24 protein-coding genes and 1 riboswitch are annotated in these 21,545 nt (G+C 64.8%); of the genes, 7 read left to right on the top strand and 17 right to left on the bottom strand.

What is annotated here, in order from left to right; all coding sequences use genetic code 11:
* Positions 1-37 precede the first annotated feature (37 nt).
* Positions 38-733 (bottom strand): glutathione S-transferase family protein, encoded by a 696-nt coding sequence (locus tag MTR72_RS01110; RefSeq protein WP_280965886.1) that lies wholly within the window; start codon positions 731-733, stop codon positions 38-40.
* Between the two features lie 152 nt (positions 734-885).
* On the opposite strand from MTR72_RS01110, the gene MTR72_RS01105 reads away from it, so the two are divergent.
* A complete protein-coding gene (locus tag MTR72_RS01105; RefSeq protein ID WP_280965885.1) occupies positions 886-1,323 on the top strand; it encodes a VOC family protein in 438 nt (145 codons plus the stop codon).
* Between the two features lie 242 nt (positions 1,324-1,565).
* Here MTR72_RS01105 and MTR72_RS01100 read toward each other — a convergent pair whose 3' ends face one another.
* From MTR72_RS01100 to MTR72_RS01070, 7 genes are all read right to left on the bottom strand, one after another.
* Complete coding sequence (locus MTR72_RS01100) at positions 1,566-2,078, bottom strand: mismatch-specific DNA-glycosylase (protein WP_280965884.1); 513 nt, start codon at positions 2,076-2,078, stop codon at positions 1,566-1,568.
* 1 nt (position 2,079) lies between these two features.
* Positions 2,080-3,978, bottom strand: a complete 1,899-nt coding sequence (thiC, locus tag MTR72_RS01095; RefSeq protein WP_280965883.1) for a phosphomethylpyrimidine synthase ThiC — start codon at positions 3,976-3,978, stop codon at positions 2,080-2,082.
* A gap of 178 nt (positions 3,979-4,156) precedes the next feature.
* Positions 4,157-4,765 (bottom strand): thiamine phosphate synthase, encoded by a 609-nt coding sequence (locus MTR72_RS01090; protein WP_280965882.1) that lies wholly within the window; start codon positions 4,763-4,765, stop codon positions 4,157-4,159.
* Entirely contained in the window at positions 4,752-5,534 is a 783-nt protein-coding gene (locus MTR72_RS01085; protein ID WP_280965881.1) for a thiazole synthase, read from the bottom strand. The genes MTR72_RS01090 and MTR72_RS01085 overlap by 14 nt, the downstream gene beginning before the upstream one ends.
* Before the next feature lie 228 nt (positions 5,535-5,762).
* On the bottom strand, positions 5,763-5,960 hold the full coding sequence (thiS, locus tag MTR72_RS01080) for a sulfur carrier protein ThiS (protein ID WP_280965880.1): 198 nt from the start codon (positions 5,958-5,960) through the stop codon (positions 5,763-5,765).
* A gap of 7 nt (positions 5,961-5,967) precedes the next feature.
* Positions 5,968-6,978, bottom strand: a complete 1,011-nt coding sequence (locus tag MTR72_RS01075; protein ID WP_280965879.1) for an FAD-dependent oxidoreductase — start codon at positions 6,976-6,978, stop codon at positions 5,968-5,970.
* Positions 6,966-7,094: riboswitch (TPP riboswitch) on the bottom strand. Its footprint overlaps the gene before it by 13 nt.
* 197 nt (positions 7,095-7,291) lie before the next feature.
* The gene (locus MTR72_RS01070) at positions 7,292-7,834 is read right to left on the bottom strand and encodes a transglycosylase SLT domain-containing protein (RefSeq protein WP_280965878.1); all 543 of its coding nucleotides are present in this window, start codon (positions 7,832-7,834) and stop codon (positions 7,292-7,294) included.
* Positions 7,835-8,088: 254 nt separating this feature from the next.
* Here MTR72_RS01070 and MTR72_RS01065 point away from each other — a divergent pair, with 254 nt between their 5' ends.
* Positions 8,089-8,289 (top strand): hypothetical protein, encoded by a 201-nt coding sequence (locus tag MTR72_RS01065; RefSeq protein WP_280965877.1) that lies wholly within the window; start codon positions 8,089-8,091, stop codon positions 8,287-8,289.
* A gap of 8 nt (positions 8,290-8,297) precedes the next feature.
* On the opposite strand, the gene MTR72_RS01060 is transcribed toward MTR72_RS01065, so the two are convergent.
* Together MTR72_RS01060 and MTR72_RS01055 are read right to left on the bottom strand one after the other, a co-directional pair.
* Complete coding sequence (locus tag MTR72_RS01060) at positions 8,298-9,623, bottom strand: ATP-binding protein (RefSeq protein WP_280965876.1); 1,326 nt, start codon at positions 9,621-9,623, stop codon at positions 8,298-8,300.
* Positions 9,624-9,637: 14 nt separating this feature from the next.
* Positions 9,638-10,408 carry a response regulator gene (locus MTR72_RS01055; protein ID WP_280965875.1) on the bottom strand — a complete coding sequence of 257 codons (771 nt, stop codon included), beginning with the start codon at positions 10,406-10,408 and terminating at the stop codon, positions 9,638-9,640.
* A gap of 179 nt (positions 10,409-10,587) precedes the next feature.
* On the opposite strand from MTR72_RS01055, the gene MTR72_RS01050 reads away from it, so the two are divergent.
* Positions 10,588-11,154: a hypothetical protein gene (locus tag MTR72_RS01050; protein ID WP_280965874.1), complete on the top strand. Its 567-nt coding sequence runs from the start codon at positions 10,588-10,590 to the stop codon at positions 11,152-11,154.
* Between the two features lie 223 nt (positions 11,155-11,377).
* On the top strand, positions 11,378-11,902 hold the full coding sequence (locus MTR72_RS01045; RefSeq protein ID WP_280965873.1) for a PRC-barrel domain-containing protein: 525 nt from the start codon (positions 11,378-11,380) through the stop codon (positions 11,900-11,902).
* A gap of 169 nt (positions 11,903-12,071) precedes the next feature.
* Here MTR72_RS01045 and MTR72_RS01040 read toward each other — a convergent pair whose 3' ends face one another.
* The 4 genes from MTR72_RS01040 to MTR72_RS01025 form a co-directional block, all read right to left on the bottom strand.
* A complete protein-coding gene (locus tag MTR72_RS01040; protein ID WP_280965872.1) occupies positions 12,072-13,286 on the bottom strand; it encodes an ABC transporter substrate-binding protein in 1,215 nt (404 codons plus the stop codon).
* A 235-nt stretch (positions 13,287-13,521) separates the two neighbouring features.
* A complete protein-coding gene (locus MTR72_RS01035) occupies positions 13,522-15,084 on the bottom strand; it encodes a DUF4403 family protein (RefSeq protein ID WP_280965871.1) in 1,563 nt (520 codons plus the stop codon).
* 124 nt (positions 15,085-15,208) lie between these two features.
* On the bottom strand, positions 15,209-15,856 hold the full coding sequence (locus MTR72_RS01030; protein WP_280965870.1) for a Vgb family protein: 648 nt from the start codon (positions 15,854-15,856) through the stop codon (positions 15,209-15,211).
* A gap of 28 nt (positions 15,857-15,884) precedes the next feature.
* Positions 15,885-17,105, bottom strand: coding sequence for a helix-turn-helix domain-containing protein (locus tag MTR72_RS01025; RefSeq protein ID WP_280965869.1), 1,221 nt, complete (start codon positions 17,103-17,105; stop codon positions 15,885-15,887).
* Between the two features lie 150 nt (positions 17,106-17,255).
* Here MTR72_RS01025 and MTR72_RS01020 point away from each other — a divergent pair, with 150 nt between their 5' ends.
* The gene (locus MTR72_RS01020; protein WP_341510011.1) at positions 17,256-18,050 is read left to right on the top strand and encodes a DUF899 domain-containing protein; all 795 of its coding nucleotides are present in this window, start codon (positions 17,256-17,258) and stop codon (positions 18,048-18,050) included.
* Entirely contained in the window at positions 18,047-18,334 is a 288-nt protein-coding gene (locus tag MTR72_RS01015) for a hypothetical protein (RefSeq protein WP_280965867.1), read from the top strand. The genes MTR72_RS01020 and MTR72_RS01015 overlap by 4 nt, the downstream gene beginning before the upstream one ends.
* A 225-nt stretch (positions 18,335-18,559) precedes the next feature.
* Here MTR72_RS01015 and MTR72_RS01010 read toward each other — a convergent pair whose 3' ends face one another.
* From MTR72_RS01010 to MTR72_RS01000, 3 genes are all read right to left on the bottom strand, one after another.
* A complete protein-coding gene (locus MTR72_RS01010) occupies positions 18,560-18,835 on the bottom strand; it encodes a GIY-YIG nuclease family protein (protein WP_280965866.1) in 276 nt (91 codons plus the stop codon).
* Between the two features lie 110 nt (positions 18,836-18,945).
* Complete coding sequence (locus MTR72_RS01005) at positions 18,946-19,368, bottom strand: c-type cytochrome (RefSeq protein ID WP_445819537.1); 423 nt, start codon at positions 19,366-19,368, stop codon at positions 18,946-18,948.
* Positions 19,369-19,485: 117 nt separating this feature from the next.
* Positions 19,486-20,202 carry a L,D-transpeptidase gene (locus MTR72_RS01000; protein ID WP_280965865.1) on the bottom strand — a complete coding sequence of 239 codons (717 nt, stop codon included), beginning with the start codon at positions 20,200-20,202 and terminating at the stop codon, positions 19,486-19,488.
* Positions 20,203-20,476: 274 nt separating this feature from the next.
* On the opposite strand from MTR72_RS01000, the gene MTR72_RS00995 reads away from it, so the two are divergent.
* Entirely contained in the window at positions 20,477-21,529 is a 1,053-nt protein-coding gene (locus tag MTR72_RS00995) for a glycosyltransferase family 4 protein (protein WP_280965864.1), read from the top strand.
* The last annotated feature ends 16 nt before the right edge of the window (positions 21,530-21,545 follow it).

The raw sequence follows: 21,545 nt of genomic DNA, 5'->3' as shown, positions 1-21,545 counted from the left end.
GCGAGAGAAGAGGTGGGTTACGCTTCGCTAACCCACCCTACGATTTTCCGACCGCCGCATGAATCCTCGCGCAATGCGCGACGAGATTCTCGTGGGCATCGACGAACGCCTTCAGCGGCGTCGGTATCGGGAAGAAATAGATGTTGGCGACGAAGCCGTAGATGCCGGCATCGATGCTGGTCGGCATCGCTCCATGGACGAAGCCGTGCGCGGGCACGATCTCGGCCAGCACCTTCAGGTCAGTGAGGCCCCGCGCGTAAGCCTGCTCGGGCGTGTAGCGGCCGATGCCCTGGAAATGATAGCGCTGCGCGTTGTAGGCCTTCGCCCTCTCCAGCCCCTCGGCATTGATCCGCGGATGCTGCGCGATGAAGGCGTCGCGGAACGCCGGAAAGTAGCGATCGTCCTGCCAGCGCGAATACGACATCACCCAGTAGAGATCGTCGAGCATGCGCGTGACCAAATGATTAGTCCGGCGCTGGTCCGGCGAAAGCGCGGCATCGATGGTCAGGCGATATTTTGCGATTGCGTGCGCGATGATCGTCTCGCTGTCGCCAATGGTCTCGCCGTTATCGACGACATAAGGAAGCTGCCTGCGCGGCGCGGCGGAGGCGTCGAACACGTGCTCGTGCACGAAGGGCACGCCCGCCAGCTTCAGGAAAGCGTAGACCTTGAGGCCATAGCCGTTGTTGTCGGCGACACCGAAAAGTTCGGGGTAGGAGTAGAGGGTCAGCATGGGCGGCGCTCCTCAACCGGGTAACTCCAGGCCAATCATACAGGATCGCCAAGAAAAATGATCCGCCGCCTGTCGGGCGCCCGGCCTCCCGTTCGTCCTACGGGCAGGCCCGCGCCTGTCCGTCCCATCTCAAACCCGAGGATTCCCGAAACATGACTTCCATCACGCCGTTTCTCTGGTTCGACAACAACGTCCCGGAAGCCGTCGCTTTCTACAAATCGGTGTTTCCCAACGCCAAGGTCGAGACCGTCAGCGACTTCATGGCGGTGTTCGAGCTGGAAGGGCAGCGCTTCAACGCCCTCAATGGCGGGCCGCAACACCGCTTCAACGAGGCGGTGTCGTTCTTCATCAGCGTCGAGACGCAGGAGCAGGTGGATTATTTCTGGAGCCGGCTCACCGCGTACGGCGGTGAAGAATCCAGGTGCGGCTGGCTCAAGGACAGGTTCGGCCTGTCCTGGCAGGTGATCCCGACCGCGCTCGGCCGCTACCTCGGCGACCCCGACCGCACCAAGGCGGGTCGCGTCATGCAGGCCATGATGCAGATGAAGAAGATCGTGATCGCGGATCTGGATCGGGCGTATGCGGGGTGAGGCGGCGGGCGTGACCGCGTAGAGTGGATTAGCCGCTCACAAAGCGGCGTCGTGTTTTTTAGCACCGTATTGCCAAATCCACGGTGTCGTCACGGCGAAGGCCGGACCCATAACCCCAGGAAGCGGTTTGGCGAAGACTCGTGGTCCGGTACTGCGAACATTCGCAACTGATGGATTCCGCGGTATGGGTCCCGGCCTTCGCCGGGACGACGGCTAAGTGTGGGCGTTGCTGCTAACCGACCCTACGCTGCAATCCACGCCGCAAGGTCACGCCACGGCTCCAGCGTCCAATGGCCGGACGCGGCGCCGGATGGGGAGGCGAGCACGAACACGTCGGGAAATTGCGCGTCAGCCTGCTGCCGCCCCAGCGAAATCACGCCGGACGGCCTGCCATAAAACAGGCTCGCCGCCTTCTTGCTCGTGAACGCAATGGTCCTCGGGCGATACTTCTCGATCTTGGCCCTGAAGCCCGGCACGTCGATCGATGCTGCCTCGATCTGGCGATCCATCCCGGCGCCCGACTTGGAGAGATCGGTGAAGCCGATCCCGAAATCTAACAGCGCCGCGAACTCACTCGGCTGATAGCGCCGCGGTGTGATCCCGGCCTCATGGATCGCCCGCCAGAACCGGTTGCCGGGATGGGCGTAGTAGTGCCCATCCCGCGCTGATCGTGTGCTTGCGGCGGTACCGACGAAAACGAGGCGAAGGTTTTCGCGGAGCTGGTCCGGGAGTCGTTCGAGCGTCGTGTCAGGCACCTCACAGCGCCCGATTGCTCTCCTTCACCTTCTCCGCATCCAGATACACGTTGCTGCCCATCTCCTTGAACTTCTCGCTCATCTTCGCCATCCCATCCTCGATGGTGCCGGCCATCGATGCGCCGACGGCGGTCGGATCGTTCAGCGTCGCGGCGTAGTCGCGCACGTCCTGCGTGATCTTCATCGAGCAGAACTTCGGGCCGCACATCGAGCAGAAATGGGCGACCTTGTGGGCTTCCTTCGGCAGGGTCTCGTCGTGGAAGCTCTTTGCGGTGTCGGGATCGAGGCCGAGGTTGAACTGGTCGGTCCAGCGGAATTCGAAACGGGCGCGCGAGAGCGCGTCGTCGCGAAGCTGGGCGGCCGGGTGGCCCTTGGCGAGATCGGCGGCGTGGGCGGCGATCTTGTAGGTGATGACGCCGGTCTTGACGTCGTTGCGGTCGGGCAGGCCGAGATGCTCCTTCGGGGTGACGTAGCAGAGCATGGCGCAGCCGAACCAGCCGATCATGGCAGCACCGATGCCTGAGGTGATGTGGTCATAGCCCGGCGCGATGTCGGTGGTCAGCGGCCCGAGGGTGTAGAACGGCGCCTCGCCGCACTCCTTGAGCTGCTTGTCGACGTTGATCTTGATCTTGTGCATCGGGATATGGCCGGGGCCTTCGATCATGACCTGGCAGCCCTTGTCCCATGCGATCTTGGTGAGCTCGCCGAGCGTCTCGAGCTCGGCAAACTGCGCGCGGTCGTTGGCATCGGCGATCGAGCCCGGGCGCAGGCCGTCGCCGAGCGAGAACGAGACGTCATACTTGCGCATGATGTCGCAGATCTCGTCGAAATGGGTATAGAGGAAGCTCTCCTTGTGATGCGCCAGGCACCACTTGGCCATGATCGAACCGCCGCGCGAGACGATGCCGGTGACGCGATTGGCGGTGAGGTGGATGTACTGCAGGCGGACGCCGGCGTGGATGGTGAAGTAGTCGACGCCCTGCTCGCACTGCTCGATCAGCGTGTCCTTGTAGAGCTCCCAGGTGAGCGCCACCGGATCGCCGTTGCACTTCTCCAGCGCCTGGTAGATCGGCACGGTGCCGATCGGCACCGGCGAGTTGCGCAGGATCCATTCGCGGGTGGTGTGGATGTTGCGGCCCGTCGAGAGATCCATCACGGTGTCGGCGCCCCAGCGGATCGCCCACACCATCTTCTCGACCTCTTCCTCGACCGACGAGGTCACCGCCGAGTTGCCGATGTTGGCGTTGATCTTGGTCAGGAAGTTGCGGCCGATGATCATCGGCTCAAGCTCGGAGTGATTGATGTTGGAGGGGATGATGGCGCGGCCGCGCGCGATCTCGCTGCGGACGAACTCCGGCGTGATGAAGGCGGGCACCGAAGCGCCGAAGCTTTCGCCGTCGGCAAGTGCGCCCTCGGCACGTTCGAGCTGCTGCTTCCGGCCGAGATTCTCGCGCTCGGCGACGTAGATCATCTCCTTGGTGATGATGCCGGCACGGGCGAATTCGAGCTGCGTCACCTTGTGGCCGTCGAGGCCGCGCAGCGGCTTGTGATAGGCGCTAAACGCACGCGCGGCCTTCTCGGTGGAGACGCCGCCATTGTCCTCCGGCTTGATCGTGCGGCCCTCATATTCCTCAACGCCGCCGCGCTCCAGCACCCAGGCCTTGCGGTTGCGGGAGAGGCCGGCGTTGACGTCGATCGTCACGCTCGGATCGGTGTAGGGACCCGAAGTATCGTAGACCGGCAGGTTCGGCTCGCCTGCGCCTTCGGAGAGAATGATCTCGCGCAGCGGCACGCGCACGTCAGGCGCGGCCTCGGGCGTCGCAAAGATCTTGCGCGAGGAGGGCAGCGGGCCGGTGGTGACGGCGGGCACGGTCTTTTTCGGGTTGGAGCGGATGTTCATGGGATCCTCCTTTAATTCGTTGGCATCGCTGCACGAGAAACAAGTACCGCTGTCATCCCCGCGAAGGCGGGGATCCAGTATTCCAGAGGCCGTGCCGTAATACGGAGAAGCCGCGGCGTACTGGATCGCCCGGTCAAGCCGGGCGATGACGGCAGAGCGTGTGGGGCAAGAACAGGCATCACGCCGCCTCCACGGAAAGGCCGAGCCACTGCCGCACCCGGGCATCGGGATCGGCGTTCTGGGTGACGTCGCTGACGACGGCGATGGAATCGGCGCCTGCGGCAAAAATCTCCGCGGCGTGCTCGAACTTGATGCCGCCGATCGCGACCAGCGGGATGTTGCCGACGCGCTTCTTCCATTCGGTGATCTTCGGAATGCCCTGCGGCTCGAAGCGCATCGACTTCAGCGTGGTGAAGAAGATCGGTCCGAGCGCGACATAGTCGGGCTTGACCGCGAGCGCGGCGGCGAGCTCGTCGTCATCGTGTGTGGAGACGCCGAGCGTCAGCCCGGCCTCGCGGATGGCTTTCACATCGGCGTCGGCCAGGTCCTCCTGGCCGAGATGCAGATGCTGCGCGCCGGCGACGATCGCCGCACGCCAGTAATCGTTCACCACGAGTTTTGCCTGCGTGCCCTTCGTCACCGCCAGCGCGTCGCTGACGATCTGGAGCGCGTCGGCGTCGTTGAGGTTCTTGGCGCGCAACTGAATCGTACCGACGCCGAGCTTGGTCAGGCGCTCGACCCATTTGAGGCTGTCGACGACGGGATAGAAGGGATCAGGATACGGCATGCCAGAACGGGGTCCCAACGACAGGGGTGGAGGGGGAGGCGAAGTCGCGGGCGTCCATCAGCCCGGCCTCGTAAGCAGTGCGGCCGGCCTCGACGCCGAGACGGAAGGCATTGGCCATCGCGACGGGATCGGCGGCCTTTGCGATTGCGGTGTTGAGCAGCACGGCGTCGTAGCCGAGCTCGAGCGCCTGCGCCGCGTGGCTGGGCGCGCCGAGACCGGCATCGACCACCAGCGTGATATCCGGCAGCCGCTCGCGCAGAAGCTTCAGCGCATCGCGGTTGGTGATGCCGCGGGCCGAGCCGATTGGCGCGGCCCATGGCATCACCACCTTGCAGCCGGCATCGACGAGGCGATTTGCGACCGAGAGATCCTCGGTGCAATAGGGGAACACCTCAAAGCCGTCCTTGATTAGGATGGTGGCGGCTTCGACGAGGCCAACGACATCGGGCTGCAGCGTGTCGTTGTCGGCGATCACCTCGAGCTTGATCCAGGACGTAGCAAACAGTTCGCGCGCGAGCTTTGCCGTCGTCACCGCCTCGCGCACGCTGCGGCAGCCGGCGGTGTTCGGCAGCACGGCGACGTCGAGCTCACGGATCAGATTCCAGAAGGCGTCCCCGGTCTTGCCGCCGGCCGCTTCGCGCCGCAGCGATACCGTGACGATGCCGGCGCCAGATGCGCGGATCGCCGCCTGCATGATCGCCGGCGAGGGATACAGCGCGCTGCCGATCAGGAGGCGGGAGGCGAATTGCTTGCCGTAGAAGGTCACCATGTTCGAGGTGTCTCCTCAAATGTCGCTGTCATCCCCACGAACGCGTGACGGTTGGTGTCGCTGCAATTGGAGCAGTCATCCCCGCGAAAGCGGGGATCCAGTATTCCAGAGGCCGTACCGTAATACGGAGAAGCCGCGGCGTACTGGATCGCCCGGTCAAGCCGGGCGATGACGCCGGAGTATGTGGCCTGCGCGAGCGACGTGGGGAGAGTGTGTACGCTCATCACCTCACCCTCCTTGCCGCGGCGTGATGATCTCGATCTCGTCGCCGGCCTTGAGCTCTGTCTCGGCCCAGCGGCTTTTCGGGACCACATCGTAGTTCAGCGCGATCGCGAAATGCGTGCCTTCGTAGTCGAGCTCGGCCAGTAGCGCGTCCACGCTTGCAGAAGTCACCTCGCGTTGCTCGCCGTTGATTATCAAACGCATTGGACGATCACCCGCATTGCATCACCTCATTGTCGATCTGGCCGCGCTCGACATAGGCGAGCGTCAGTTCGGCGAGCGCCGGTGCGATCAGGAAGCCGTGGCGGTAGAGCCCGTTGATCGCGATCCTGTCGCCGCGAACACCAATGCGCGGCAGGTTGTCAGGATAGGCGGGGCGAAGGCCGGAGCCGAATTCGACGATGCGGGCCTCGCCGAAGGCCGGATGCACCGCATAGGCCGCGCCGAGCAGCTCCAGCGCGGAGCGCACGCTGACGCCGGTGTCCTCGGCCTCGATCGAGGTTGCGCCAAGCATGAACAGGTTGTCCTCGCGCGGAATGACGTAGAGCGGCCAGCGCGGATGGATCAGCCGCACGGGGCGCGCAAGCTGCACCTCGCTGGTCTCGATCAGGATCATCTCGCCCTTGACGCCGCGCAGCTCCGATTGTTCCTCGCGCGCGGCGAGGCCGCGGCAGTCGATCACGATGCCGTCGAGATCTTTGCTGCTGACGTCGCTGGAAAACCTGATAGTGCCGCCGGCGGCGCGGATGCGCTCGTGCAGTTTTGGCAGCACCCGGCGCGGCTCGACATGGCCCTCGGTCGGGAAGAACAGCGCCTCGCGGAAGCGGCCCTCGAGTGATGGCTCGAGCGCGGCGAGGCCGGCGGCATCGAGCCGCCGATGGCCCTCGGTCATCCGCGCAAAGCGCTCGAAATCGTTGCGCTCGCGCGGATGCGCCACGACGAGGGAGCCGTTGAACGGAGTGTCCGGCAGTTCGCGCCGCCAGATATCGAGGGCGCGCAGGCCGAGCCGGCTGATGATGGGCTCGGCGACCTCCGCCTCGCAATAGGGTGCGAGCATGCCGCCGGCCCAATGGCTGGTGGAGTCGGTCATCCCGGCGTCACCGCGCTCGTGTAGAGTCACGGTGTGGCCGGCCTGCGCGAACAAAAGCGCCTGCCAAGCTCCAGCAATGCCTGCGCCGATGATGGATACCGGAGAATCCGGTCGCTTGGTGGTCTGGTACATCCCTGTCCCTTCGCCGGCATGACCCGGATCAGGTTCAAAGGGTCACCGCGGTCCTGGGCGGATTTGCCCATTTAGCGGTATCTCAGCTCCTCCTCGGAGCACCCCTCGGAACGGCTCTAATGTATGCCAGTGACGGCCTGTGTCAACGCACTTGACGGGAACCTCTCGTGCCCCGGTCGCAGCGCTGGCCGCGCCGCTTTGCGCGGCGTGGTGCGCTGCTGAGCCGGGCTAATTGTTTTGTTGATGGCGTAGCAGCGCACCGGACGATGCTTCGCATCGCCGGGAACGCTGTAGCGCGTCCGCGAGACGAAGGTTACTTCAGCTCCTGCGCCCGCGCGTTGCGCACGCCCTGCGCCAGCTTCCGGTGCGGCGGCGCGCCGAACATCGGCTGCGGATTGCCGTTCGGCTCGAGCAGGGTCTCGCTGCTCGCCTGTTGCACCACCTGCTGGTGTTGGTCTTGCCGCTGCCGCTTTGCGGCATAGTAATAGCCGCCTGCATAATAACGAATGGCTCGCGCGTGATCGCCATTGGCGGCGTGATAGGCACCTGCGAGATATTTTACGGCGTAGGTGAGATTGGTGTTGGGGTCGCGCAGGCCGGCGGCATCGCCGGTGTAGCCGACCCCGCGGGCGGTCGCGAGCTTGATCTGCATTAGCCCGATCGTGCCGCCGCGGCCGATTAGGCTCGGCTGATACCGGCTCTCGCGCATGATGACGCGGTGCACCAGCGCTTCCGGCACGCCATTGGCGCGGGCATGCGCTGCGACCATCTCGGCGTATTCGCTTTCACCGGCATTTGCCGTCTGCGCCAGCATCAATCCGGCCGCCGCGAGCGCAGCAATATAAAAAATTTTCATCGAAACGTTCCTCGGCACAATGAACCTGCGCCCGGGCGTTAGGCCGCGGGAACGCGGCGATGATGTGGCGAAACGTCCCGATCGGGCGATTTTGGCCGGTTCGTCGTTTTTACGACTTAAACCTATGTTAAGGGTGCGGACGGCGGAGCGCGTTACGCGACAGACGGCGGAGCGCGTTACGCGACAGCAGGCCTGTCTGGTCGCGCATCCGCCCAAAAACGAGTAGTTGAGATCAGCAATACGGGAGGACGTCCATGACAAGAGCAGACATCGGCGACATCCCCAAGCAGAACCCCTGTGCACAGTGCGGCACGCCGATCCCGTTTCCGGACTGGATCGAGCCGGGCGAAGGGCGCGTTTCCTATCTCTGGAAGTGCAACGTCTGCGGCTATCGCTTCGAGGCGGTGGCGATCTACGATCACCACGCGGTCGAGCATCCGCCGCTCGCCGCTTAAGCTGCTCCTTACGCCGCGAGCCGCGGCTGCTGCCACATCGGCAATTGAATCCGCACGATCAGCCCGTGCGGATCGCGATCGTGCAGTGACAGCTCGCCGCCATGCGCGAGCGCGATCGCGCGCGCAATCGACAGGCCAAGCCCGAACCCGGTCGAGTCGTCCATGGTGCGCGCGTCGTCGCCGCGCACGAACGGCTCCAGCATCTCCTGCTTGCGCGCATCCGAAATGCCGGGGCCGTCGTCCTCGACATCGATCCTGAAAAGGGTGCTCTCGACATCGAGCCGGATCGTCACTTCGGCGCCGAAGCGCACCGCATTCTCGACGAGGTTGGTGATGCCGCGGTGGAGGTCGTCGGGACGTGCCGCGGCGGTTGCCGATGCCGGGCCGTCATAATGCACGACGTGGCCCATGTCGCCGAACTGGTCAGCGATGAGCTGCAGCGTGCTCGCGACGTCGACCAGCGTCACCGCCTCGACCTTGCGGTCGTTGCGCAGCAGCGACAGCACGGACTCCAGCATCGAGCGCATCTGGTCGAGATCGATCAGCATGCGCTTGCGGTTGCCTTCGTCCTCGATGAACTCGGCGCGCAGCCGTAAGCGCGTGATCGGGGTGCGCAGATCGTGGCTGATCGCCGCCAGCATCCGGGTGCGATCGGACATCAGCCGTGCGATCCGCTCATGCATGCGGTTGAGCGCGCGCGCGACCTGGCGGATCTCCTCGGGGCCGCGCTCGGGCAGCGGCTCGGACGTCCCGTCCAGGCTGAAATTCTCGGCGGCCTTGGCGAAGGACGACAGCGGGGTCGCCAGCGCACGCGCCGCCCACAGCCCGAGCACGGTGACGCAGATGAAGGCGGTCATCAGCGTCATCAGCCACGGCCCGCCCCAGAACCACGGCCGCGGACCGTTGTCGACGCGGCCCGCGATCATGGTGCCGTCGGGTAGCTCCACGCCGACGCGATGCATGCCGCCGTCCGGGGCGAGTTGCACCACCTTGTAGGCACGACCGAGATGACGGCGCATTCCGTGCAGGTGCGCACTTTCGCTGTCCTCGACTATCCTCGCCGTGCCGGGCGCCACCGTCTCGATGCCGAGCCTGGGGAACGCGCGTGTGAGATCGCTCATGAGGCGCGGCCGCTCGCTCCCGCTTGCGGACGCGAGCAGCAGCGCGGCGTCCGCAAGCTGATGGCCGCCGTCGGGCGGCGTGTCGGGGCGGTCCGGACGGCTGATCAGGAAGGCGGTGGTGACGACGAGATGGAGCGCAACCGTCGAAGCCAGGACGAGCGCGGCGATCTGTCCGCCGATACCCTTGAGGTGGAAGAACCCGAACGGATTCATGGCCGACGTTCCCTTTAGTTGCTCAGGGGCGTCGTGACCGCTTCCGTTCGCATTGCTTCAGTTCTTATTGCTTCAGTTCTTGGCGTGAACAAATAGCCGCCGGAGCGGACCGTCTTGATGATGGTCGGGTCCTGCGGATTGGGCTCGATCTTGCGGCGGATGCGACTGACCAGCACGTCGATGGAGCGCTCGAACGAACCGGTGTTGCGCCCCTGTGTGAGGTCGAGCAGGCTGTCGCGCGAGAGCACGCGGCCGGGCCGCTCGCAGAATGTCCTGAGCAGGTCAAACTCGGCGCTGGTCACCGCGACGCGCGCGCCCTCGGGATTGCGTAGTTCGCGCAGGCGCAGGTCGATGCGCCAGCCCTCGAAAGTCAGCGTGCTTGCGCCTTCGATCGAGCTTGCGGCCTGGGCCGCCGCCTGGCGGCGCAGCACCGCGTTGATGCGGGCGAGCAGCTCGCGCGGATTGAACGGCTTCGGCAGGTAGTCGTCGGCGCCCATCTCGAGGCCGACGATGCGATCGACGTCCTCGCCGCGCGCGGTCAGCATGATGATCGGCGTCTGCGCCTCCGAGCGCACCTTGCGGCACAGGCTGAGGCCGTCCTCGCCGGGCAGCATGACGTCGAGGATGATGAGGTCGACGCGGTGGTCGGCCATGGCGCGCGACATCTCGCGGCCGTCGCTGACGGCGGTGACGTTGCAGGCGTTGTTGCGCAGGTACTTCGCAATCAACGTCCGGGTTTCGCGGTCGTCCTCGACGACCAGGATGTTGGGCGAGGGAATGGCCATGTCCTCTGTTTGTCCAAGATTCGGGCCGAATGGCGAAGATTTTTGTTTCAGTTTGTTTCCGGCTGGCCTGCTCGCAACACCCGGCAACAGCCTGGCCGGTGACCGGCAAGATCTCGTTAAGACCGTTAACCATACCGTCAAGCCGTCGCGCAAGATACCGTAGAAACCCCGGAGCCATCATGAGCACGATCTCGTCGCTCGCAAGCAGCAGCTACCAGTCGCCGCTACAGCGGCTACAGCAGGAATTGCAATCGGAAGTCTCCGCCGGCACGATCTCGTCGTCGGATCAGTCCGCACTCTCGACGGCGCTCAACGACATCGACACGGCGCTGCAGCAGAGCCGCGGCAGCGACGAGTCCAGCGGCACGCGGCCGTCGAAGGACGAGATGAAGTCGAAGATCGACGACCTCATCTCCAATGAGGTGTCGAACGGGACGCTGACCTCGGACCAGGCCGACGAACTCAAGGGCGTGTTCGAGGCTGCCTTCGCCAAGGGCCCGCAAGGCGCCGGCGCTCCGCCGCCCGGCCCGCCGCCGTCGGATGACGGCTCCTCCGACCAGTCCTCGTCCACGGACTCGACGAGCGGCACCTCAAGCGACCAGACCACGGCCGAGATCCTCCAGCAATTTCTCCAGGCGCTGCAGCAGGCGCAGTCATCGACATCGTCCTACGGCGCCTCCGGCAACGCGACCAGCTCGTCGAACGGCTCGCAATTCTCCGCACTGCTGATCGACTACAAGAGCTGACCTGAGCGACGCAGGTCGGCGTTCCTCGCCGCGATCTCGCTTCTTCCCAGGGCGCATGATCGTCGGCGGGGAACCGTGCGTCACGAACGTTCAAGACACAGGAACTTTCATCGCAACGCAGCGGCAAATGACAGTGCATGCGACGAAATTGCCGCACGTTCGGAACTGCGACTGCGCAAGGCTGTTTTCTCCACACGAGTTTTCTTGCTGAAGGAGAGGACACATGTTGATCAAATCGATCGCGGCCGGCCTCGCCGGGACCGCGTTGCTTGCGACCGTCGCGTTTGCACAATCGCCGACCGCCACCGGCGACAAGGCTCCGACTGCGTCCGCGACGACCACATCGGCGTCGAACGAGTGGCGTGCATCGAAGATGGCAGGCCTGAGGGTCTATAACGACTCCAACGAGAACATCGGCTCGATCAACGACCTGCTGATGGACAAGAGCGGCGCCATCAAGATGGCCGTGATCGGCGTCGGCGGCTTCCTCGGCATGGGCGAGCATCTGGTCGCCATACCCTACGAGAAGCTGAAGTTCTCCGAAGAGGCCGTGGCCTACAACACCGGCACCGGCACGAGCCCGACTGGTGCCAAGCCCCCGGCCTCCACGACGACGGGCGCTGCAACCGGCACCGACAAGACCGCTGCGGCTCCGGCCAAGTCGTCGAAGTGGTATCCGGATCACGCCGTGTTCAACGCGAGCAAGGACGATCTGAAGAACATGCCCGAGTTCAAGTACTCGGAGTAATGCGGCTCGGCTGATCGCCAAAACCAAGCACGCCCGGTTTCACCGGGCGCGCGATCGTGTCTCTTCGTCATTGCGAGGAGCGAAGCGACGAAGCAATCCAGAGTTATTTCCGCGGATGCATTTCTGGATTGCTTCGCTTCGCTCGCAATGACTGAGAATTATCCTTCACTCAATGCCCGTTCACCAGCGGGCAGCCACCCTTGTCGAGCGGGCGGAATGCCTCGTCGCCGGGCACGGTGGCGATCTGCTTGTAGAGATCCCACTCACCCTTGGACTCCTCGGGCTTCTTCACCTCGAACAGATACATGTCGTGGACCATGCGGCCGTCGATGCGGATCTTGCCGTTCTTGGCGAAGAAGTCGTTGATCGGCGTCGAGCGCATCTGCGCCATCACCTTGGGTGCCTCGTCGGTCTTGATGGCGTCGATCGCCTTCAGATAGTGCATCGTCGCCGAATACAGGCCGGCCTGGATCATGGTCGGCATATGTCCGACCTTCTCGTTGAAGCGCTTGGAGAAGGCCCGCGTCTCGTCGTTCATGTCCCAGTAGAACGCGTCGGTGACGATCAGCCCTTGCGTCGCCTTGATGCCGAGCGAATGCGTGTCGGTGATCTCCTGCAGAAGCGCGATCATCTTCTGGCCGCCTTGCGTCAGGCCGAACTCGGCCGCCTGTTTCAGCGCGTTGGTGGTGTCGCCGCCGGCATTGGCCAGCGCGACCACCTTGGCCTTGGAGGCCTGGGCCTGGAGCAGGAAGGAGGAGAAGTCGGACGAGTTGAGCGGATGACGTACGTCGCCGAGCACCTTGCCGCCGCTCTCCTTCACAACGTTGGCGGCGTCGCGCTCCAGCGCCATGCCGAAGGCGTAGTCGGCGGTGACGAAGAACCAGGTGTCCTCGCCGCGCTTGACCATCGCCTTGCCGGCGACGTTCGACAGTGCATAGGTGTCATAGGTCCAGTGCACCGTGTTGGGCGAGCATTGGGCGCCGGTGATGTCGGACGAGCCGCCGCCGGAATTGATGTTGATCTTGTTCTTTTCGCGCGTCAGCGCCGAGATGGGCAGCGCCACCGACGAGGTGGGCACGTCGAAGATCGCGTCGACCTTGTCGTTGTCGTACCAGTTGCGGGCGATATTGACGCCGACGTCCGGCTTGTTCTGGTGGTCGGCCGCGACCACCGCGACCGGCTTTCCGGCGACCTTGCCACCGTAGTCGGCAACCGCCATCTCCACGGCGGCGAGCGAGCCCTTGCCGGTGGCGTCCGCATAGAGGCTCGACATGTCCGTGAGCACGCCGATCTTGACGACGTCGTCGGAAATCTGCGCCTGCGCCGTGCCGCCCGTTGCGGCGATGGCGAGACCGGCCGCGACTGCGGCGAAGAGTTTGTGCATGGTTGTTCTCCCTTGTGCGTTGTTGTTTGGGCTTCGTTGCGGGCCGGTTCTAGCCGCAATCCGCCGCTCCAGCTAAGCGATCCACGCCGTAGCAGAATGCAAAAAGGGAAGGGGGCGACGGTGTTCACCCTTTTCCCTTTTGTGGGAGAGGGTGGATCGCATCGAAGATGCGATCCGGGTGAGGGGCTCTTTCCGCGAATAATCCATTTGCAGTGCGCGCGCGGAGAGAAGGCGGTTACTGCAGCTTCGACACGTACACGTTGAGCGAGCCGCCGGCTTCCGCGATCACGCGCAGCGTCTTGGAATCGAAGGCGATGTCGGCGAGCGTCAGGCTGTCGATCTTGGCCTCGACGCGCAGGCCGTCATCGGTCTTCTGGTAGTCGGCGATCGCGGCGGCGATCTTCTCGCGCGCGTTGGCGGCGATCGGCTTCAGATCGAGCGTCGCCTTCTGCACCAGCGCCTGCTGCATGTGCGGCACCACCGCGCGCGCGGCTGCACCCAACAGGCCGAACGCCGCCTCGGACTCCATTGCGAGCTGGATATCGGCAAGCCGCAGCGTCTGCTGCGCCTGGTCGAGCATCGGGCGGCCCCAGATGTGCACGGTCGCTTCCGCGCCGAGGCCGAACCAGCTCTTCTTTTCCTTGGCACGCACCAGGAGCGAGATCAGGAGCCGGTCGCCCGAGGGGACGACGTTGACGCTCTTCACGGTGACGTCGACCGGGCCGGAGCCGTCCTCGGGATAGGTGTGCCCGACCATCTGCGCGGCGACGAGCTTGTTGATCTCGGCGAAGGGCACGTCGATCGGCACGCCGATGTTCACGCCGGTGCCGGTCGGCGGCACGATCGAGATCTTGTCGGGGAACGGGCAATCGGGCTTGGTCTGTGCCGCGGTGACGCGCGTCTCGGCTTCGAGGCCGAGCAGGAGCGTCACGGCCTTTGCATCGACGCGCGGCTGTGCGGCGATTGCACGGATCGGCTTCATCTCGAGCCACAGCGGCGGCAGCGCGGCGGAGGAGCCGGAGCCCTGCAGCGGGATCGAACGGCATGCCTTGGCCCATTGCGCCTTCGCGTTCTCGCGCAGGCTCGGATCGTTGCGGATACGCTCGGCGGCGGCGTCGAGCTGCTCGTCGACGGTCTTGTCGATCAGCGGCTTCACCTGCGCCGGCACGTTGACCTTGGCTCCGGCGACCGAGAGGTTGGTATCGCCGAGATTGACCTGGGCGCCGAGGTTGGGCTCGAGATGCCAGGCCGCCGCGAGCTTCGGTCGCGAGGTGATGACCACGTTGCCCTTGATCTCGGCGCTGGCATTCAGGTTCTTGATGTTGACGGCGCCGATCTGCTTTGCGGCATTGCCGCCGAGCACGCTGCCGAGCGCCTCGCCGAGCGCGCCGGTCGCCTTCGACGACAGCGATCCCGTCACGTTCAGCTTGCCACTGAGCGGCGTCGACAGCGTCAGCACGTCCTTGTCGCCGACGGTGGAGATCGGCCCACGCATCGCAGACCAGCCGATGTCGGCGTTCTCCAGGATCTGCGAGATCGGATTGTCGGCCTTGCCGGCGAAATTGCGCGGCGCGGCTTTCTCGGCCTGTTCCCGGATCGCCGACAGCGCGATGGCCACCGGCGCTACCACGATCGAGCTTTTCGAGACCGGCGGCAGCGGTGGCAGTTGTGCGACCGCGGGCGCCGGCCCCGTCGCGGGGGACGACAGCCAGTCCATCGCCTTCAGGCTGATGAAAAACGACGCCGCGATCACGGCGACGGCGATCAGCACAGTCTTCAAGTACAACGTTGGTCGCATCAATCCCCCAAGCCACCCCGGGGCTGGAGTCTACAGGGCAGACGAGGAGGCCGCTAGAGCGCATGGATAGGGTGGAATTGGGGCGAATGATGAACGGCTGCGAACGCGCCGGGTAATCATCGCGTCATCGCGGCGCGCCACGCTTGGGACGGCGGACCGCTTTCACGTCGCCGCGGCTTCCGCCACCGCAGAAGAGGCGATCGCCGCCATCGGATTCCAGCCCCGTGACGACCGTGCCGGCGGGCATATCGAGCTGCTCCAGCACGCTTCCCGTTTCGGGATCGATCCGCCGCACGTCACTTTCATCGTTTTCCCAGGTGCCATGCCAGAGCTCACCGTCGACCCAGGTGACTCCGGTCACGAAGCGTTTGCTCTCGATGGTGCGCAGAACCGTCCCCGTTTCCGGATCGACCTGATGGATTTTCCGCTCACGATATTGCCCGACCCAGAGCGAGCCCTCGGCCCAGGCAAGTCCGGAATCGCCACCGCCGCCCGGCGCGGGGATGGTGGTGAGCACCTTACCCGTCGCGGCGTCGATCTTCTGAATGCGATCTTCGGCAATCTGGAACAGGTGCCGGCCGTCGAATGCCGTTCCCGCATGTGCGGCGACATTGAAGGAGCGTGCGATCTTGCCGCTTGCCGGATCGACCGCATTCAACTTGTCGCCGGACGCGAACCAGACATGCGCGCCGTCATAGGTGACGCCGTGCACACTCTCGACGCCTGCGAAAGGCCCGTACTCGCTGATGATTTCGGCGGCTGATCGCTTCATGTGCTTGATCCCTGTGAGATGATCCATCCTACGTCTTCAGCAGCGGCCCCGGGAGTAACAAGCCTGTCGGGAAACCCGGGACAGGCGGGGTCATCCAGCGGCGCGCCCGCCCGTGCCCGAACGACTGTACCTTGTTCGACCTCGCGAGCTCGTCGAGCGCCCGCTGCACCGTACGCGGGCTCGTTCCAAGCGCCAGCGCGAGCGCCGAACTCGACCAGGGCTCGCCATCGGAGAGAAAGGCGAGCACGGCAGCGTGCTTTTCCTCGACGGGCCGCGCCAGCACGATAACCTGCCGCGTCGTGCGCGGTGCCAGCGCATAGCCCTGCTTCGTCGCGCTCACATTGACCAACGTCTTGAGCTTGGCGCGGAGCCGACCGATCTCGACCCGCAACCGCGCGCGATGCGATTCATCGACATGCCGCGCCTGAAACGCGCCGGAAATGAGCGCTTCGCGCGATACATCCGCCGGCCATGCCTGCGCCAGGATACGGGCAAGCGCGAACAGGACCGGCCGCGTGCCGAGCGAGACAATGCGACCTTGCCTGCGTACGGTATGATGGAAGGCGTCCACGACAAGCGCGGCCGAATTTGCCACCCCCTCGACCTCTGCGAGCAACAGCGGACGCTCCTTGCCCCGGGCGATCAGACGGGCCGCCGGCGTGTCGAGAACGAGATTTGCGCTTTCGACTTCGGCCGAGAGCGCAGGGATGCCTGCAAGCTGGGCTGCGCGAGCCGCGCGGCCGAGCGCCGCGCGCGCGACTTTCGTCCTCAGGCGCCGAAATGCGATGCCTGCGACCACGAGCTCGTGGACGACCTGCGAGGCAGGCGGGAGCGGCGTAGTGCCGAGCCCGGCCATCGTGAGCTCGGCCTCGTCGAGGCGCCCGACGAGAAGAAGGCGGCGAGCCTCGATGTGACCTGCATGGGCGGCATTGACGAGATCGCCACGACTTTCGAGCGTGGCCCGCGCCGCCGCGAGCGTCTTCGCCGGCCAGTTCAGGTCGCGCAAGACGAGCGCGACCTCGGCTTCGGCAACGATGCATCTTGCGCGCGCGACGGCCTCTTTCGGACCGAAGGCGCGTGCGGCGCTCCGCAGCAGCGTCTTGGCCCGCGCGAGATCGCCGAGCTGCGCCATTGCGATGCCGCGTAGCGCGAGCGAAGGAGCATCGTTGCGCAACGCCACGCGGTTGAGGGCGCCGAGCGGATCACCGGCGTCGAGCGCACGCGCCGCGGCGGTAATCAGCGACTCCATTGCAATCCCGCCAAACTTGTTACTCCCACCGCGCGACCGTCCGGTGCCACAAATAGCTCACGACCGACAATGTGCGGTGAGGGGCGAGCGGACTTGCGTCTGTCACAGCGAGGCGCGGGCCGATCGCCCAATCGAGAGGTTTGGAGAGCCATGACGACATCAGTTGAAAACGGACGAAACGACAGACCGCCTGCCATGCACACACCGCCGGTGGTATCGCCGCAAGACTGGGAGGCAGCCCGTCAGCAACTGCTCGTGAAAGAAAAGGCACATACCCGCGCCCGCGACGCCCTGGCCGCCGAGCGGCGGCGAATGCCGTGGATGGCGGTGGACAAAACGTACGCATTCGACGGGCCCGGCGGCAAGGTCAGTCTGCTCGATTTGTTCCAGGGCCGGCGGCAGCTCATCGTCTACCGCGCCTTCTTCGAGCCCGGGGTGTTCGGCTGGCCCGATCATGCGTGCCGTGGTTGCTCCATGGTGGCCGACCAGGTCGCCCATGTCGCACACCTGAACGCCCGCGACACCACCCTTGTCTTCGCCTCGCGTGCGCCCCAGGCCGACATCGCGCGGCTGAAGAAGCGGATGGGCTGGACGATGCCGTGGGTCACCATCACGGACAGCTTCGATGCCGACTTCGGCGTCGACGAATGGCATGGCACGAACGTGTTCTTTCGTGACGGCAACCGCGTCTTCCGCACCTACTTCATCAAGAGCCGCGGTGACGAGCAGATGGGCGGCACCTGGAATTACCTCGACATCACGCCGCTCGGCCGGCAGGAGGTGTGGGAGAACTCGCCGGAGGGCTATCCCCAGACCCCGACCTACAAGTGGTGGAACTGGCACGACAGCTACGTCGAAGGCGCCGCGCCCGACAAGAAGTGGGTCGAGGTATCGGATGCCGGAGAGAAAGCATTCCGCGACGAAGCTGCGGGCACGAATACGTGACCGAGGCCTATCCCGTCAGCCCGGCCGCCGGCGCCAGCCGTGATGGCAAAAACGCCGCGGCCGTGCACGACCTCGCCAGGTGGCTGGGTCTCGCGGCCACGCCGACCTTCGCCATCATGGCCTTCCTGACCGCCGTTCTCGGCGGCCCGACGGACATGCTCTGCTCCGCCGGGCACGGGTCGGCGCTCGGCGGGATGGTGCCGATGTATCTCTTGATGAGCGCGTTTCATTCCTCGGCGTGGCTGAAGCTGATCTCGGACCAGCGAGGCGCTAGCCGCGGGTAGGCGCGGATGGCAACGATCATCAGCGCAAAACGAAACGGTCCCGGTGTCGCCGGGGCCGTTCGCATCAGCGCAGCTTCTGCCCGAAGACCTCCTCGAACAGGCCGAGCATGGCGGCCCAAGAGCGACGGTCTGCTTGCCGCGATTCAGTACCCTCATCCTGAGGAGCCCGCCATAGGCGGGCGCCTCGAAGGATGATGAGACCCACGCGTCGCCGACTCGTGGAGCTCAGCAAAAGAGCTCAGCAAAATCGCCGCGCATGAAAGCTTCCTTCTTGGCGCGGCTCCATTTCTTGGGTTTGCGTTCGCATTCGATCGCGTCGGTGATCCGATCGAACCATTGCGAGAAGACCAGCGTCACGGCCCTGCGTGACTTGGTGTAGCCGCCGAATGTGCCGGCGTTGTGCTGTGCAATCCTGAGCTCAAGCTCGGTCCGCGTCGTTCCGATGTAGTAGCTGCCATCCGCGCATTTGAGAATGTAGAGGTACGCGCCTTCGGCCGTCATGCCCGCCCCATCCTTCGAGACGACCGCTTCGCGGTCTCCTCAGGATGAGGCTAACTGGCGATCGCGATCTTGGGCAAGTGCCGCCGGTGTCAATTTGCGCGCTCGTCTGCTTACCGCTGCTCTGACGCCGATTGCAGATAGGCGACCACCTTGGCCGCTTCGTCCGGGGAAATGCCGCCATAAGGCTGCATCTTGTTGCCCGACACGACCTCGTCCGGCTTGACGATGAAGCGCGCGAGCTTGTCCTTGTCCCAGACGAAGCCTGCATCCTTCATCGCGGGGGAGTAGTTGTAGTCCGGCAGCGAGCCGGCCTTTCGTCCGACGATCCCGTTGAGATTTGGGCCGAGACGATTGTCGCCCTCCTTCACGGAATGACAGGTGCGGCAAGAATTGTTGAAGGCCTGATGGGCCGCCTCATCGGTGGTCGCGGTTGATTGCTGCGCGACAGACCCGGGCGCTGACAGCCACATCAATCCGACGGCAGCAATCGAGCACGCCCATCGGCTTCTCAGCACTTGCTGGCCGGGTTGCATCTGCGCCTCCCTAAGATCGCGCGTCTGCGTCTCTGGCGATGTTGCTCAGAGAACTCCATGCAAACGAAAACGGCCCCGGTGGGTTCCGGGGCCGTTTGCGTCACAATGTCCTGTCGCTTACCGCGTCGCGCTGCCGAGCTCCGCGCGGCGTTCCGTCATCGGCCGCACCACGACCTTGGCGCCGACGCTGACGCGAGAGTAGAGATCGGTCACGTCCTCATTGGTCATGCGGATGCAGCCGGAGGAGACGTGTTTGCCGATCGTCTCGGGGGCGTTGGTGCCGTGGATGCGGTAGATGGTGCCGCCGAGATACATGGCGCGGGCACCAAGCGGATTGCCGGGACCGCCGGCCATATGGCGTGGCAGATAGGGCTGGCGGGCGATCATCTCAGGCGGCGGGGTCCAATCCGGCCACTCGGCCTTCTTGGTCACCGACTGGATGCCGGACCAGGTAAAGCCATCGCGGCCGACGCCGATGCCGTAGCGAATGGCCTGGCCGCCTCCGAGCACGTAATAGAGATAGGTGTTCGGCGTATCGATGATGATGGTGCCCGGCGCCTCGCGCGTCGCGTAAGCAACGGTCTGGCGGCGGAAGCGCGCCGGCATCTCGACCTGATCCTGATCCTCGGACGGCGCGGCCTGATAGGGCGTAGCCTGGTAGGGCTGATACGGCTGGGCCGGCTGCGGCGCGGTCATCGGCGGCAGCGGCTGGAAGAAGGGGAAGAGCTGCACGGGCGCCGCCTTGGCGGGGCCGGCGAACGCGATCGCGGAGATCGCAACTGCGCCAACGGCAACGGCGCGCGAATACGTCTTGAACGTGTCCAGATTGAACATTGATCGCCCCTGTTTGCTCGGTGTTGTTGATCACCGCGGCACCGCTTCCAGTGCTCCGTTGCCCAAATCACTAACGGAAAGAAGTTTCGGGACGTTTGCGCTGAAAATCGAAAACGGTTTCGTCGCGGCAAGAATTGTTTCATGACAGTTTCGTGGCTGCCGCGGTCCCAATCCCAACAAAACATTCTGCCGACACTTATGTGACGTCACACGCCTGAAATATCCTTCGTTGAAGGTCGCTAGCCGAGAATCATCAAACTCTCGGGATTTTCCCATGCGGGTATTAATCGCGACTGACGCCTGGCATCCGCAGGTTAACGGCGTGGTCCGGACGCTGACTTCGCTCGCGGGCGCCGCCAAGGCGCTTGACGTCGATATCGAATTCCTGACCCCCGACGGCTTTCCGTCATGGCCGCTGCCGACCTATCCAGGCCTGCGCGTCGCGCTGCCGAGGGCCAAGGAGATCGCGCGGCGGATCGAGAAGGCGGCGCCGGAAGCCTTGCATATCGCGACCGAAGGCCCGATCGGCTGGGCCGCGCGTGCCTATTGCCGCCGCAACCGGCTCGCCTTCACCACCTCCTACACCACGCGCTTTCCCGAATACGTCTCGGTGCGGACCGGCATCCCGGCAGCAGTCGGCTATGCCGTGCTGCGCCACTTCCATGATGCTGCCGCCATGACCATGGTGGCGACGCCCTCGCTGCGCCAGGAGCTCTCCGCGCGCGGCTTCAAGCGGCTCGGCTTCTGGACGCGTGGCGTCGACACCAATTTGTTCAATCCCGACAATCCGGCACGGCTCGATCTGCCGCGGCCGATCTTCATGACCATGGGCCGCGTGGCGGTTGAGAAGAATCTCGAGGCCTTCCTCTCGCTCGATCTGCCCGGCACCAAGGTCGTCGTCGGCGATGGCCCGCAGCGGACACAGCTCGAAAGGAAGTATCCGGGCGTCGTCTTCCTCGGCGAGAAGAAGGGCGCGGACCTCACCTCGCATCTTGCCGCTGCCGACGTCTTCGTGTTTCCGAGCCTTACCGACACCTTCGGCGTCGTGCAACTCGAGGCGCTCGCCTGCGGCACGCCGGTTGCGGCCTTCCCGGTCACGGGTCCCAAGGACGTCATCGCCGATCATCCGATCGGTGCGATCGACCACGATCTGCGCGCGGCTTGTCTGCATGCGCTCACCATGTCGCGCGAGACCTGCCGCAACTTCGCGCTCGAGCGTTCCTGGGAGAACAGTGCGCGTCAGTTCGTCGGCAATCTCACCTCACTTCAGCCCAGCCGCTCGCTGCGCGCCTCGCCGGTGATGGCGCGGCGGCCGGTGCGCGGTTGAATCCCACCGTTTGAAC

It is taken from the genome of Bradyrhizobium sp. ISRA442 (assembly GCF_038085055.1).
Classification (GTDB): Bacteria; Pseudomonadota; Alphaproteobacteria; order Rhizobiales; family Xanthobacteraceae; genus Bradyrhizobium.
Note: the sequence above shows the minus strand (reverse complement) of the source record. Positions and strands in the feature narration are given on the sequence as shown.

Excerpts from the sequence above, each read along its gene's own strand:
- MTR72_RS01110 (WP_280965886.1), bottom strand. The coding sequence starts at position 733 with ATGCTGACCCTCTACTCCTACCCCGAACTTTTCGGTGTCGCCGACAAC.
- MTR72_RS01105 (WP_280965885.1), top strand. The coding sequence starts at position 886 with ATGACTTCCATCACGCCGTTTCTCTGGTTCGACAACAACGTCCCGGAA.
- thiC (WP_280965883.1), bottom strand. The coding sequence starts at position 3,978 with ATGAACATCCGCTCCAACCCGAAAAAGACCGTGCCCGCCGTCACCACC.
- MTR72_RS01090 (WP_280965882.1), bottom strand. The coding sequence starts at position 4,765 with ATGCCGTATCCTGATCCCTTCTATCCCGTCGTCGACAGCCTCAAATGG.
- MTR72_RS01085 (WP_280965881.1), bottom strand. The coding sequence starts at position 5,534 with ATGGTGACCTTCTACGGCAAGCAATTCGCCTCCCGCCTCCTGATCGGC.
- thiS (WP_280965880.1), bottom strand. The coding sequence starts at position 5,960 with ATGCGTTTGATAATCAACGGCGAGCAACGCGAGGTGACTTCTGCAAGC.
- MTR72_RS01075 (WP_280965879.1), bottom strand. The coding sequence starts at position 6,978 with ATGTACCAGACCACCAAGCGACCGGATTCTCCGGTATCCATCATCGGC.
- MTR72_RS01070 (WP_280965878.1), bottom strand. The coding sequence starts at position 7,834 with ATGAAAATTTTTTATATTGCTGCGCTCGCGGCGGCCGGATTGATGCTG.
- MTR72_RS01065 (WP_280965877.1), top strand. The coding sequence starts at position 8,089 with ATGACAAGAGCAGACATCGGCGACATCCCCAAGCAGAACCCCTGTGCA.
- MTR72_RS01060 (WP_280965876.1), bottom strand. The coding sequence starts at position 9,623 with ATGAATCCGTTCGGGTTCTTCCACCTCAAGGGTATCGGCGGACAGATC.
- MTR72_RS01055 (WP_280965875.1), bottom strand. The coding sequence starts at position 10,408 with ATGGCCATTCCCTCGCCCAACATCCTGGTCGTCGAGGACGACCGCGAA.
- MTR72_RS01050 (WP_280965874.1), top strand. The coding sequence starts at position 10,588 with ATGAGCACGATCTCGTCGCTCGCAAGCAGCAGCTACCAGTCGCCGCTA.
- MTR72_RS01045 (WP_280965873.1), top strand. The coding sequence starts at position 11,378 with ATGTTGATCAAATCGATCGCGGCCGGCCTCGCCGGGACCGCGTTGCTT.
- MTR72_RS01040 (WP_280965872.1), bottom strand. The coding sequence starts at position 13,286 with ATGCACAAACTCTTCGCCGCAGTCGCGGCCGGTCTCGCCATCGCCGCA.
- MTR72_RS01035 (WP_280965871.1), bottom strand. The coding sequence starts at position 15,084 with ATGCGACCAACGTTGTACTTGAAGACTGTGCTGATCGCCGTCGCCGTG.
- MTR72_RS01030 (WP_280965870.1), bottom strand. The coding sequence starts at position 15,856 with ATGAAGCGATCAGCCGCCGAAATCATCAGCGAGTACGGGCCTTTCGCA.
- MTR72_RS01025 (WP_280965869.1), bottom strand. The coding sequence starts at position 17,105 with ATGGAGTCGCTGATTACCGCCGCGGCGCGTGCGCTCGACGCCGGTGAT.
- MTR72_RS01020 (WP_341510011.1), top strand. The coding sequence starts at position 17,256 with ATGACGACATCAGTTGAAAACGGACGAAACGACAGACCGCCTGCCATG.
- MTR72_RS01010 (WP_280965866.1), bottom strand. The coding sequence starts at position 18,835 with ATGACGGCCGAAGGCGCGTACCTCTACATTCTCAAATGCGCGGATGGC.
- MTR72_RS01005 (WP_445819537.1), bottom strand. The coding sequence starts at position 19,368 with ATGCAACCCGGCCAGCAAGTGCTGAGAAGCCGATGGGCGTGCTCGATT.
- MTR72_RS01000 (WP_280965865.1), bottom strand. The coding sequence starts at position 20,202 with ATGTTCAATCTGGACACGTTCAAGACGTATTCGCGCGCCGTTGCCGTT.
- MTR72_RS00995 (WP_280965864.1), top strand. The coding sequence starts at position 20,477 with ATGCGGGTATTAATCGCGACTGACGCCTGGCATCCGCAGGTTAACGGC.